Genomic DNA, 12547 nt, shown 5'->3' with positions numbered 1-12547 from the left:
GGGCCTTCGTCGTGTCCGGGGGACCCGTCCGTCCGGTCGGCTCAGTCCAGGTGCAGGTGGAGCGCCCCGGCCAGCCGCGCGGCGGCCTCGGAGACCCGGATCTCCCGCTTGCCGACCTCGGCGGGGTAGTCCTCGAACCGGATGCTGGGCGCAGCCGCCACGGCGGCCTGCGCGGCGCGCTCGAGCGGCGAGGCGAGACCCAGGTTGCGGCCGGTCGCGCGGCAGTCGGCCGCCAGCTCGGCCGGCGTCCCGAGCTCGTCGTGGACCAGGTGCGAGGGGTGTCGCGACGTCGTCATGGGTCCGAGGCTAGGGGCTACTGCGTGGTATCCCGAGGTGTACCGGGAGGTAGTGTTCCGCGTCGTGTCCCTCCTCGTTGCCGGATCCATCGCGACCGACCACCTGATGTCCTTCCCGGGCCGGTTCGCCGACAGCCTGGTCGTGGACCAGCTCGACAAGCTCTCGGTGTCCTTCCTGGTCGAGGACCTCGAGGTACGCCGCGGCGGTTGCGCCGCCAACATCTGCTTCGGCCTCGGCAACCTGGGGCTGCGCCCGGTGCTGGTCGGCGCCGTGGGCGAGGACTTCGCCGAGTACCGCTCGTGGCTCGAGCGGCACAACGTCGACTGCGACTCGGTGCACGTCTCCGAGACCCGCCACACCGCCCGGTTCGTGTGCACCAACGACTCCTCGATGGCGCAGATCGCCAGCTTCTACGCCGGCGCGATGAGCGAGGCGCGCGACATCGAGCTCAAGCCGATCGTCGACCGCGTGGGCGCCCCCGACTACGTCCTGGTCGGCCCGGACGACCCGCAGGGCATGCTGCGCCACACCGACGAGTGCCGCCAGCGCGGCTACCGGTTCGTCGCCGACCCCTCGCAGCAGCTCGCCTTCGGCGACGGGGACCTCATCCGCCAGCTGATCGACGGCGCGGCGATCCTCTTCTCCAACGAGTACGAGGCCAGCCTGATCACCCAGAAGACCGGCTGGAGCCGCGAGGAGGTCCTGTCCCGGGTCGGCACGTGGGTCGTGACGCTCGGTCCGGCCGGCGTGCGCATCGACCGCGAGGGCGAGGAGTCGATCGTCGTCGGCGCGGTGCCCGAGATCGAGAAGGTCGAGCCGACCGGTGTCGGCGACGCCTTCCGCGCCGGCTTCCTCGCGGCGCTGAGCTGGGGTCTGGGTCACGAGCGCGCCGCACAGCTGGGGTGCCTGCTCGCGGTCTACGTGGTCGAGCAGGTCGGCACGCAGGAGTACGAGATCTCGCGGCGGGCGTTCCTCGCGCGCTGTGCGGCGACGTACGGCGACGAGGCGGTGGCCGACTTCGAGCCGCACCTCGAGACGATCCGCCCCTGACGCCCCTGCCCCTGCCCCTGCCCCTGCCGCTGCCGCTCCGCCCGCCTCAGCCGAGGCGGCGCACGACGTAGCGGGGGGCTCCGTCCCCCGCGGTGTCCGCGCCGACGAACTCCTGATCCTTCATCCGGCACCACGCCGGCACGTCGACCGCGGCCGCCGGGTCGCGGGCGACCACCGCGAGCAGCTCGCCCACCTCGACGTCGCCGAGGTGCCGGGCCAGCTCGATGACGGGCATCGGGCAGGGCACCTCGCGACAGTCCAGCTCGAGGGCGACCGGCTCCCCGCGCGGACCCGGTCGGCCGGGCTGCTCGCTCACATCCCCACCCGGGCCCGCAGCTCGGCCACCAGGGCGGGCAGGACGTCGCAGAAGGCGTCCACGTCGGCGCGCGTCGTGTCGCGCTGCAGCGAGAGGCGGACGTTGCCGTGCGTGAGCACGCCCATCGCCTCCAGGACGTGGCTCGGGGTGAGCGTGGACGCCGTGCAGGCCGAGCCGCTGGCGATCCCGAAGCCGCGCCGGTCGAGCTCGGTGACCAGCGCCTCGCCGTCGACGTAGAGGAACGAGAAGGTCGCGAGGTGGGGGAGCCGTCGCTCGGGGTCGCCGACCACCTCGACGTCCGGCACCTCGGCCGCCACCCGGCGGCGTACGACGTCGACGAGCTCGTGCTGGCGGGTGCCGGCCTCGGCACGCTCGGCGACGACGGCCTGCAGCGAGGCGGCGGCCGCGAGGACCGCCGGGACGTTCTCGAAGCCGGTCGAGCGCTCGTCGACGCGGTCGTCACCCGGGAACGGGTTGCGCCACCTGGCCCGCTTGCGCACCAGCAGGAGCCCCACACCGGCCGGACCGCCCCACTTGTGCGCCGAGCCCGCCGCCGCCGCCCAGCCGCCCGGCAGCGGGAGCCGGCCCATCGAGGCGCAGGCGTCGGTGAAGAGGGGGACGCCGTCGGGCAGCTCGAGCTCGTCCACCGGCTGCACGGTCGCGACCTCGTGGTTGGCCGTCTGCAGCGCCACGACGCCGACCTCCGGGGCCAGCGCCGCCTGCGCCAGAGCGTCTACGTCGACCCGGCCGTGGCGGTCGCAGGACACCTCTGCGGCGCGGGCGCCCCAGGCCACGGCGTGCCGGACGGCCGAGTGCTCGACGGCCGAGTGGACGACCACGTCGCCGCGACGCGAGCCGCGGACCAGCCCCAGCAGCCCCAGGTGCACGGCGTGCGTGCCGCTCGGGGTGAAGGTGACCTCGTCCGGTCGCACGCCCAGCGCGTCGGCCGTCGCCTCGCGGGCGTTGTCCAGGAGCAGCCGCGCCTCGCGGCCGGCGCGGTGCAGCCGGCGGGGGTCGGCGTACCCGCGGTCCACGGCGGCCAGCAGGACCTCGCGCGCCGCCGGGTGCAGGGGCGCCGAGGAGGCGCTGTCGAGGTCGCCGCGACCGGTCACAGCGGCAACCTATGCCACGTACGCCGCGGACCGCCTCGCGGCGGCCGGGCAGATCCGCGACACCGGACCCTGCCCCGCACGGCCGGGCCCGTTGGGGATACCCTTGGCACACCGAGAAGTACCGAGAGAGAGGCTCGTCAGTGGGTCTGCAAGTCCCCAAGCTTTCAGGCGTGCCTGCCCGGCGTGCGGTGAAGGTCGCGCTGCTCGGCGTGACGATGCTGGTGCTGGCCGGGTGTTCCGAGGCCGACACGCACCAGATCAAGAACCTCGCCATGCCCGACCGCGCGAGCGCCCAGGGTCCCTACACCTACGAGCTGTGGAAGTGGGCATGGGTCGCGGCGATGATCACCGGCCTCATCGTCTGGGGCCTGATCTTCTACGTCGTGGTGAAGTTCCGCCGTCGCAACGACGACGAGGTGCCGCGGCAGACGCGCTACAACCTGCCCCTCGAGGTCTTCTACACGATCGCTCCGGTCCTGATGTGCGTGGTGTTCTTCTTCCACACCGTCCGCGTCCAGGACGTGATGACCGAGATCGAGCCCGAGCCCGACCTCACGATCGAGGTGACGGGCCAGCAGTGGTCGTGGACGTTCAACCACGGCATCGGCGAGCAGAACACCGACGCGACCGCTCGTGACGGCGACTACGCCTACGACGAGTACGTCTACACCGTCGGCGACGCCAGCGAGATCCCCACGCTCGTGCTTCCCGTCGACCAGCGGATCCAGTTCAACCTGCGCTCGCCCGACGTCATCCACAACTTCGGCGTGCCGTCGTTCCTGACGCGCATGGACGTCATCCCCGGTCGCGTCAACCAGCTGCAGGTCACCCCGACCGTCATCGGGACCTACGCCGGCAAGTGCTACGAGCTGTGCGGGGTCTACCACTCGCGCATGCTCTTCCAGGTCGAGGTCGTGAGCCAGGCCGACTACGAGGCCTACCTGGCCGAGCTGGCCGAGGCCGGCCAGACCAGCGAGCAGCCGATCACCGGCGGGGCCAACGTCGAGACCCAGGCTGGTCTGGGCGAAGACGACAACCAGGAAGGGAGCCAGGAGTGACCGCCGCATCCGCTGCCGCACCGCAGCGCAAGGCACTGGGAGAGCAGGTCGTCCGGCTGCTCACCACCACCGACCACAAGCTCATCGGCAAGCTCTACCTCGGCACCTCGTTCGCCTGGTTCCTCATCGCCGGCCTGATGGCGATGCTGATCCGCTCCGAGCTGGCCTACCCCGGCCAGCAGATCGTGCACGAGCAGCTCTACAACCAGCTGTTCACCATGCACGGCACGATCATGCTGCTGCTGTTCGCGACCCCGCTGTTCTTCGGCTTCGCCAACATCATCATGCCGCTGCAGATCGGTGCGCCCGACGTGGCGTTCCCGCGGCTCAACATGTTCAGCTACTGGCTGTTCCTGTTCGGTGGTCTCATCGCCGCCTCGGGCTTCCTGACCCGCGACGGCGCCGCAGACTTCGGCTGGTTCGCCTACACGCCGCTCTCGGACGCCGTCCGCAGTCCCGGCGTCGGCGGCGACCTGTGGATCATGGGCCTGTGGATGGCCGGTCTCGGCTCGATCCTGGGTGGCGTCAACTTCATCACCACGATCATCTGCATGCGCGCCCCGGGCATGACCATGTTCCGGATGCCGATCTTCGTGTGGAACACGCTGATCACCAGCATGCTCGTGATCATGGTGTTCCCGATCCTGGCGGGCGCACTGCTCTCGCTGGAGGCCGACCGACTGCTCGGCGCCCACGTGTTCGACCCCTCGCACGGCGGGCCGATCCTGTGGCAGCACCTGTTCTGGTTCTTCGGTCACCCCGAGGTCTACATCATCGCCCTGCCGTTCTTCGGCATCGTCTCCGAGATCCTCCCGGTCTTCAGCCGCAAGCCGATCTTCGGCTACGTCGGCCTGGTCGCGGCGACCCTCGGCATCGCGATGCTGTCGGTGGCCGTGTGGGCCCACCACATGTTCGTCACCGGTGCGGTCGACCTGCCGTTCTTCTCCGGCATGACGTTCCTCATCGCCGTGCCGACCGGGGTGAAGTTCTTCAACTGGATCGGCACGATGTGGGGCGGGTCGATCTCGTTTGACACCCCCATGCTGTGGTCGATCGGCTTCCTCGTGACGTTCCTCTTCGGTGGCCTGACCGGCATCATCCTGGCCAGCCCGCCGCTGGACTTCCACGTGTCCGACTCCTACTTCGTCGTCGCGCACTTCCACTACGTCGTGTTCGGCACCGTGGTGTTCGCGATGTTCGCCGGGTTCTACTTCTGGTGGCCCAAGATGACCGGGCGGCTGCTCGACGAGCGCCTGGGCAAGGTGCACTTCTGGATCCTGTTCGTCGGCTTCCACACGACCTTCCTCGTCCAGCACTGGCTCGGCGTCGAGGGGATGCCGCGGCGCTACGCCGACTACCTGCCCGAGGACGGGTTCACCACGCTCAACCAGATCTCCACCGTGGGCTCGTTCCTGCTCGCCGCCTCCACGCTGCCGTTCCTCTACAACGTCTACGTCTCCGCACGGGCGCCGAAGGTCGTCGTGGACGACCCGTGGGGCTGGGGCCGCTCGCTGGAGTGGGCGACGAGTTGCCCGCCGCCGCGCCACAACTTCGTCAGCCTGCCGCGCATCCGCTCGGAGTCCCCGGCCTTCGACCTGCACCACCCCGAGGTGGCGCTGCTCGAGCTGGGCGAGAACGACGCCGAGCGTGACGGCGACGTCGCCGACGCGCCCGAGGTGGCCGGCCGCGAGGAGCTGCTGCGCGACCGCATCGAGGACAACGAGGGAGACAACCGATGAAGGCAGAGTCCTGGGTCTTCGGCATCACGGCCATCTTCGTGGCCATCGTGTCGCCGGCCTACTGGTTCCTCACCGAGGACCCGACCGGCACCTCAGCGCTCGTCATGACCGCGCTGCTGTTCGGCATGGTGACCCTCTACCTCGGCTTCCACGCCGCCCGGATGGACCCGCGGCCCGAGGACCGCAAGGAGGGTGACATCGCGGACGGTGCCGGCGAGCTCGGCTTCTTCCCGCCCTACTCGTGGTGGCCGCTGTGGTGCGCGTCCGCCCTGGGCGTGATCGTCTTCGGCACCGCGATGGCGCAGTGGTGGCTGGTGGTGATCGGCTTCACCGTCGGCGCGGTCGTCACGTGCGGCTTCATCTTCGAGTACTACCGCGGCGAGCACGCCCACTGAGGCGTCCGCCGACTTCGGGAGAGCCCGTCCAGCACGTACGCTGGACGGGCTCTTCTGTTCAGCTCCTGGGGGTTCGTCGCATGCGCCGTCGCGCGCTCGGTCCTGTGCGCTCCGCGCGCCGTCGTACGGCGGTCGCGGCCGCGCTGCTCACGCTGTCCGGCGGGCTGGCCGGCTGCTCCACGGCCTCGGGGCCCGGCGACTCCGACGCCGGACCTGGCGCCTCGGGCGCGTCGGAGACAGCCCGCCCCGAGGCCGTGCAGCTGACGACCAGCTTCCGCGACCCGCAGGCCGTGCCTGTCGGGCGGCCTCTCACGGTGAGCACGAGTGGCGGCACGTTGGGCGACGTACGGGTCAGCTCCGCTGTCGGCGAGGTGCCCGGCAACGTGGTCGACGGCACGTGGACCTCCTCCGCGCTGCTGGAGCCGGGCACCGACTACCGGATCACCGCCTCGGCCACACGTTCTGACGGCGAGACCGTGCAGCGCACCCGCAGCTTCCGCACCGTCGAGCTGACGCTCGAGGAGCAGACGTTCGCCGCCGTCGCGCCCCTCGACGGCGAGACGGTCGGTGTGGGTATGCCCGTCGCCGTCACGTTCGACCTGCCCGTCACCGACCGGGCGCTGTTCGAGGAGCACATGCGCGTGACCAGCCGCCCGGCGCAGCCCGGATCCTGGTACTGGCTGAGCGACCGCGAGGCGCACTGGCGACCGGCCACCTACTGGCAGGCCGGGACCGACGTCTCCGTCGACCTCGACATCAACAGCCTGCCCGCGGGTCGCGGGATCTACGGCCAGGAGTCGCGCCGCATCGACTTCCACGTCGGGGACTCGGTCGTCAGCAAGGTCGACGTCCGCACCCACACCATGCGCACCTTCATCAACGGGGACCTGGCCCGGACGATGCCGATCAGCGCGGGCAAGGCCGGCTGGGAGACGCGCTCGGGCACCAAGGTGATCCTGGAGAAGTTCCGCAGCAAGCGGATGAGCGCAGCGACGATCGGGGTCGACGAGAGCGACCCGGAGTTCTACGACCTCTCGAACGTCGAGTACGCCCTGCGGGTGACGTACTCCGGGGAGTTCCTGCACGCTGCGCCGTGGTCCGCCGGCTCCCAGGGCAGCGCCAACGTCTCGCACGGCTGCGTCGGGATGAGCCTCGCCGACGCCCAGTGGCTCTACGAGCGCACCAGCCGCGGGGACGTCGTCGAGGTCACCGGCTCGGATCGGCGGATGACCCTCGACAACGGCTACGGCGACTGGAACCTCCCCCTCGCGCAGTGGAAGAAGGGCTCCGCCCTCACCTGAGCCCTGGCACGCCGGAAATGGGCGGTGCAAGCGGTTTGCGCGCGCCTAGGGTCCCCGGAGCAGGCTGGCCACCAGGTCGGTCGGACACGAACGGGAGAGGACGATGGAGAAGCTCACCCCGACGCTCCTGAGCTGGGCGTCCATCCTCGAGGAGAGCACGCGCGCACAGGCGGAGAAGACGGCGCAGATGCCCTTCATCCACCCGCACGTCGCACTGATGCCCGACGCGCACCTCGGACTCGGCGCGACTGTCGGCTCGGTGATCCCGACGCTCGGCGCGATCATCCCCGCGGCCGTGGGTGTCGACATCGGCTGCGGCATGATCGCCGTGCGCACTCGGTACCGCACCGGCGACCTGCCCGAGGACCGCAAGCCGGTCCGGCAGGCGATCGAGCGGGCGATCCCGCTCAACGCCGGCGCGGCCAACACCACGGTGAGCCGCGAGCACACCGAGCGGCGCCTCGAGCGGCTGCGCGCCCTGGCCGCCGAGGCGGGCTTCGACCCCGCCACGTACGCCCGGCGCTGGGACCTCCAGCTCGGCACCCTCGGGTCCGGCAACCACTTCATCGAGGTCACCGCGGACGAGACCGGGGGAGTGTGGTTGTTCCTGCACTCCGGCTCCCGGGGCGTCGGCAACAAGATCGCCCAGAAGCACATCGCCGTGGCGCGCGAGGCGTGTGCGGGTGAGGACCTGCCCGACCGCGACCTGGCCTACCTCACCGAGGGCACTGCGGAGTTCGACGCCTACATCCGCGAGATGCGGTGGGCGCAGACCTACGCCCTGCTCAACCGCGAGGAGATGATGGACCGCGTGGTGCGCGAGTTCGGCGAGTGGGTCGGCGGCGACGTGGAGCGGTTGGAGGAGATCAACTGCCACCACAATTACACTGAGCCCGAGCACCACTACGGGCGCGACGTCTGGCTCTCCCGCAAGGGCGCCATCAACGCCGAGGCGGGCCGGCCGGGACTGATCCCCGGGTCGATGGGCACGGCGTCGTACGTCGTCGTCGGCAAGGGCGACGAGGCATCGCTGAGGTCGGCGCCGCACGGCGCGGGCCGGGAGTACTCGCGGACGCGGGCACGCAAGACCTTCACCGCCGACGACCTGCGTACGGCGATGGCGGGGATCGAGTACCGCGACACCGACGCGTTCATCGACGAGATTCCGGCGGCGTACAAGGACATCGACCGGGTCATGGCCGACGCCGCCGACCTCGTGGAGGTCCGCCACGTGCTGCGCCAGCTGGTCAACGTCAAGGGCGACTGAGCGCGCCCGCCTCGCCTCCGCCGCCGTCCTGCCCCGAGGCTCGGCCGGGCGGTGCGTGAGCCACATTCCTGGCGCTCTCGATGTGGCTGGGCCACCGCTGGCGCGGGCGGGCGGGCGTGAGCCACATTCCCGGCCGTCGTGATGTGGCTGGCTCACCGCTTGGAGAAACGACGAGGGCCCGCCGGGAGCATCCCCGGCGGGCCCTCGTGCTGCGTGCGATCAGTGCTCGCGCAGCGGCACCTCGTCGGCGTCGCGCAGGCGGTGGTCGTCGAAGTCGTGACCGTCGACCGGGTGGTCGAGACCCGACTGGAGCTCAGCCTGGTGCTCGGCGTGGTGGTGCGCCGCCTCGAGCTCCGCCGCGGTGGGCTTCTGCACGTTGTGGCCGTGCATCCACTCCGAGAGCCGCGCCCGCAGTCGCTGCGCGCGGGATCCGGGCGCGGGCACGCCGGCCGAGTCGGCACCGGCCTCGACGGAGAGCACCTCGTCGCGGTCGCGCGCGGTGAGCGTGTACGCCGCCTTCTCCGCGATGGGGAGGTGGCGCTCGGCGTACTGGCCCTCGGGCGAGCGGGTGATGATGCCCGTCTCGTAGCCGTGGAGCAGCTTCTCGTTGTCGTGACGCTGCAGGGAGATGCACCAGCGGCGGGTGATCCAGAAGGCCACCAGCGGCCCCAGGAAGATCGCCACCCGCATGAAGTAGGTGATCTGGTTGATGCTCAGGTCCAGCTTGATCGCGATGATGTCGTTGCCGCCCGCGGCCCAGGCCAGGCCGTAGAACGTCATCAGGGCCACCATGACGCCGGTGCGCGTCGGAGCGTTGCGCGGGCGCTGCAGGAGGTGGTGGTCGCGATTGTCGCCGGTGATCCAGCCCTCGATGAAGGGCAGGAGCATGAGCAGGACGAGCATCAGCGGCGGCACGATGAGGATCGGGATCATCACGTTCCACGAGATGGTGTAGCCGAAGATCACCGACTCCCAGTTGCTCGGGATGATGCGCAGCAGCCCGTCGGGCCAGCCCATGTACCAGTCGGGCTGGGACCCGGCCGTCACCTTGGTCGGGTCGTAGGGACCGAACTTCCACACCGGGTTGATCGACATCAGCCCGCCCATGATGGCGATGACACCGAAGACCATGAAGAAGAACCCACCGGCCTTCGCGGCGTACACCGGCAGCATCGGGAATCCGACGACGTTCTGCTCAGTGCGGCCGGGCCCGGGCCACTGCGTGTGCTTGTGGTAGACGAGCAGCAGCATGTGGGCTGCGATCAGCGCGAGCAGGATGCCCGGGATCAGCAGCACGTGGATGATGTAGAGGCGCGGGATGACCGCCTCGCCGGGGAACTCGCCGCCGAAGAGCAGGAACGACATGTACGTCCCGACCACCGGCGTGGCCTTGAGGAACCCGTCCGCCGCGCGGACGCCGGTGCCGGAGAGCAGGTCGTCGGGCAGCGAGTAGCCGGTGAAGCCCTCCAGGGTGCCCAGCAGGAGCAGGAGGCAGCCGATGACCCAGTTGAGCTCGCGCGGCTTGCGGTGCGCGCCCGTGAAGTACACGCGCAGCAGGTGCACCATCATCGAGGCGATGAAGATCATCGCCGCCCAGTGGTGCATCTGACGCATCAGCAGGCCGCCGCGCACGTCGAAGGAGATGTGGAGCGTGGAGGCCATGGACTCCGACATGCCGACGCCGCGGAGCTGGTCGTAGGAGCCCTCGTAGGTGATGTGACCCATCGACGGGTTGAACCACAGGGTCAGGAAGACACCGGTGAGGAGCAGCACGACGAAGCTCCACAGGGCGATCTCGCCGAGCATGAACGACCAGTGGTCCGGGAAGACCTTGCGGAGGTTCTTCTTCATCGCCGTGGCGAGGCCGAGGCGGTCGTCGGCCCAGGTGGCCAGCGAGCCGGCACGTCCCGGCTTCGATGCGGTCGCGGCGGTGGTGCCGTTCGTCGTCGCGACCTTGCTGGTGTCAAGCCTTGAGTCGCTGCTCATGCTTCGCACGCTCCCAGTAGCTGGCCCCGATGGGCTCGTTGAAGTCGCTCTGCGCGACGAGGTATCCCTCTTCGTCCACCGACAACGGCAGCTGGGGGAGGGGTCGGGCAGCCGGACCGAACACGACCTTGGCGGAGTCCGCGAGGTCGAAGGTCGACTGGTGGCACGGGCACAGCACGTGGTGCGTGGTGCGCTCGTAGAGGGAGATCGGGCAGCCCACGTGGGTGCAGATCTTCGAGTAGCAGATGATGCCGTCGACGGTCCACTTCTCCCGGCCCTCGGCCGGGGTGATGTCGTCGGGGTTCATCCGCACGATGATGATGGCGCCCTTGGCCTTCTCGACCTGCTCCTCGGCGCCGTGCAGCTCGGGGTAGCCGTTCTCCTCGGTGGGGAACATCGCCTCCGGTGCGGCGTTGATCAGGTCGCCCATCTCGATCTCGCTGGCGAGGATCGGGGTGCCGACGACGTCGCGCACCAGGCGCATGCCGGGCTCCCAGATGGTGTGGGCGAGCCGGTCGATGTCGAGGGCGTCGCCCGGTGCCAGGTCGCGCAGGACGACGATGCCGGGCAGGCCGAGGAAGCCGACCGCGCCGAGCATCGTGTTGCGCACGAGCGGACGGCGCCCGATGCCCGACTCCTCGACGCCCGCGTTGATGGCGGCGACGGTCGCCTCGCGGTCCTCCGGCGGCGAGGCCGCCGGGTGACGCATCTCGACCATCTCCGCGTCGGCCATGAGCTTGCGCGCGAGGTGGATGATGCCGATGCCGATGAGCAGCAGCGAGGTGCCCAGGGTCACGCCGAGGGCGACGGTGGAGGCGCCCAGCCCGGCGAAGGTGTCCCAGTTGTCACCGATCTCCAGCGTGAAGTAGGCGACGACGAAGAGGACGGCGCTGACCATCGCGGCGATGAACATCGCGGCGATCTGTCGCTCGGCGCGCTTCTCGGCCTTCGGGTCGACGTCCGTCGGGCGCCACGTGTGCTCGCCCAGGCCGGGGTCGGGGATCGGCTCGGCCACGGTCTCGTTGTCCACCGGCACGGGCGAGGTGGCGTACGTGTCGGAGGAGGACCGACCGGTGTCGCCGTAGGGCTCGGGGGTGCCGTCGGAGGCGTTGACCCCGCGGCCGTTCTCGTCGTTGCTCACGCGTTCACCTTGCTCTTCTTGCTGCGGGTCGTGTGCGAGGCGATCCAGACCGAGCCCACCACCAGACCGCCGATGCCGACCACCCACGCGAACAGGCCCTCGGACACCGGCCCGAGGCCGCCCAGCGTGAATCCGGCGTACTCGGGGGTCTCGCGGATGCTGCCGAGGTAGGCGATCACGTCGCGCTTCTCCTCGGGGGTGAGGTTGCCGTTGCTGAAGTTGGGCATCTGCTGCGGGCCGGTGAGCAGCGCCTCGTAGATGTGCTTGCCCTCCACGTCGTGGAGGTTCGGGGCGTAGCCGCCGCGGGGCATCGCGCCGCCGGCACCGTTGAAGTTGTGGCAGGCGGTGCAGTTGGTCAGGAAGATCTGGCCACCGCGCGAGATCGCCTCCTGGCGCTCCTCTTCGGAGAGTCCCTCGATGGAGTAGTCGGACTCGTCGGGGATCGCCGGGCCGGGGCCGAGGGAGGCGACGTAGGCCGCGAGGGCGTCGATCTCCTCCTGGCTGAACACCACGGGCTTGCGCGGCGCCTGCTGGCCAGGCTGCGTCAGGGGCATGCGGCCCGTGCCGACCTGGAAGTCGACGGCGGCGGCACCGACGCCGGCCAGCGGCGGGCCGATCTGGTAGCCGTCGCGCACGGTCGGGATGCCCTCGCCGTTCTTGCCGTGGCAGAACGCGCAGCTGGCGAGGAACAGCTTCTTGCCGTGAGCCACCTGCTCGGTCTCGCTCGCCTGCGTGTCAGCCTGCGCGGGAGCCAGAGCGGTGTAGAGGGAGCCACTGATCAGCAGCCCCAGGAGCAGCACGACGAGACCCGCGAGCGGTCCCCGACGGTGTCGGGAGAGGCGACCAGCGGTTCGGTTGAGCAGACGCACGATAAGTCCTTGCCGG

General features: G+C 70.3%; 12 protein-coding genes. 6 read left to right on the top strand and 6 right to left on the bottom strand.

Annotated elements, in window-relative coordinates; all coding sequences use genetic code 11:
- Positions 1 to 41: 41 nt before the first annotated feature.
- On the bottom strand, positions 42 to 296 hold the full coding sequence (locus J3P41_RS01945; protein ID WP_210648572.1) for a hypothetical protein: 255 nt from the start codon (positions 294 to 296) through the stop codon (positions 42 to 44).
- A gap of 64 nt (positions 297 to 360) precedes the next feature.
- On the opposite strand from J3P41_RS01945, the gene J3P41_RS01940 reads away from it, so the two are divergent.
- Positions 361 to 1347, top strand: a complete 987-nt coding sequence (locus J3P41_RS01940) for a carbohydrate kinase family protein (RefSeq protein ID WP_210648571.1) — start codon at positions 361 to 363, stop codon at positions 1345 to 1347.
- A gap of 46 nt (positions 1348 to 1393) precedes the next feature.
- Here J3P41_RS01940 and J3P41_RS01935 read toward each other — a convergent pair whose 3' ends face one another.
- Both J3P41_RS01935 and J3P41_RS01930 read right to left on the bottom strand, forming a co-directional pair.
- The gene (locus tag J3P41_RS01935) at positions 1394 to 1663 is read right to left on the bottom strand and encodes a sulfurtransferase TusA family protein (RefSeq protein WP_307861786.1); all 270 of its coding nucleotides are present in this window, start codon (positions 1661 to 1663) and stop codon (positions 1394 to 1396) included.
- Positions 1660 to 2775 (bottom strand): aminotransferase class V-fold PLP-dependent enzyme, encoded by a 1116-nt coding sequence (locus J3P41_RS01930; RefSeq protein WP_210648570.1) that lies wholly within the window; start codon positions 2773 to 2775, stop codon positions 1660 to 1662. The genes J3P41_RS01935 and J3P41_RS01930 overlap by 4 nt, the downstream gene beginning before the upstream one ends.
- A gap of 170 nt (positions 2776 to 2945) precedes the next feature.
- Here J3P41_RS01930 and coxB point away from each other — a divergent pair, with 170 nt between their 5' ends.
- From coxB to J3P41_RS01905, 5 genes are all read left to right on the top strand, one after another.
- Positions 2946 to 3833 (top strand): cytochrome c oxidase subunit II, encoded by an 888-nt coding sequence (coxB, locus tag J3P41_RS01925; RefSeq protein ID WP_307861785.1) that lies wholly within the window; start codon positions 2946 to 2948, stop codon positions 3831 to 3833.
- Complete coding sequence (gene ctaD, locus J3P41_RS01920) at positions 3830 to 5572, top strand: cytochrome c oxidase subunit I (protein ID WP_210648568.1); 1743 nt, start codon at positions 3830 to 3832, stop codon at positions 5570 to 5572. Before coxB ends, ctaD begins: the two co-directional genes overlap by 4 nt.
- A complete protein-coding gene (locus tag J3P41_RS01915; protein ID WP_210648567.1) occupies positions 5569 to 5967 on the top strand; it encodes a cytochrome c oxidase subunit 4 in 399 nt (132 codons plus the stop codon). Before ctaD ends, J3P41_RS01915 begins: the two co-directional genes overlap by 4 nt.
- 80 nt (positions 5968 to 6047) lie before the next feature.
- Positions 6048 to 7268: an Ig-like domain-containing protein gene (locus tag J3P41_RS01910; protein ID WP_246861425.1), complete on the top strand. Its 1221-nt coding sequence runs from the start codon at positions 6048 to 6050 to the stop codon at positions 7266 to 7268.
- Positions 7269 to 7371: 103 nt separating this feature from the next.
- Complete coding sequence (locus tag J3P41_RS01905) at positions 7372 to 8535, top strand: RtcB family protein (protein ID WP_210648566.1); 1164 nt, start codon at positions 7372 to 7374, stop codon at positions 8533 to 8535.
- 219 nt (positions 8536 to 8754) lie between these two features.
- On the opposite strand, the gene J3P41_RS01900 is transcribed toward J3P41_RS01905, so the two are convergent.
- The 3 genes from J3P41_RS01900 to J3P41_RS01890 are packed head-to-tail and all read right to left on the bottom strand — an operon-like array spanning position 8755 to position 12531.
- Complete coding sequence (locus J3P41_RS01900) at positions 8755 to 10521, bottom strand: ubiquinol-cytochrome c reductase cytochrome b subunit (RefSeq protein WP_210648565.1); 1767 nt, start codon at positions 10519 to 10521, stop codon at positions 8755 to 8757.
- A complete protein-coding gene (locus tag J3P41_RS01895) occupies positions 10499 to 11662 on the bottom strand; it encodes a Rieske 2Fe-2S domain-containing protein (RefSeq protein WP_307861784.1) in 1164 nt (387 codons plus the stop codon). Before J3P41_RS01895 ends, J3P41_RS01900 begins: the two co-directional genes overlap by 23 nt.
- Positions 11659 to 12531, bottom strand: coding sequence for a c-type cytochrome (locus J3P41_RS01890; protein WP_210648564.1), 873 nt, complete (start codon positions 12529 to 12531; stop codon positions 11659 to 11661). Before J3P41_RS01890 ends, J3P41_RS01895 begins: the two co-directional genes overlap by 4 nt.
- Positions 12532 to 12547: the final 16 nt, after the last annotated feature.

The organism is Nocardioides sp. SYSU D00065, from assembly GCF_017916425.1.
Classification (GTDB): domain Bacteria; phylum Actinomycetota; class Actinomycetes; order Propionibacteriales; family Nocardioidaceae; genus Nocardioides.
The sequence above is the reverse complement of the archived record's forward strand: the minus strand, read 5'-3'. Positions and strand labels throughout refer to the sequence as shown.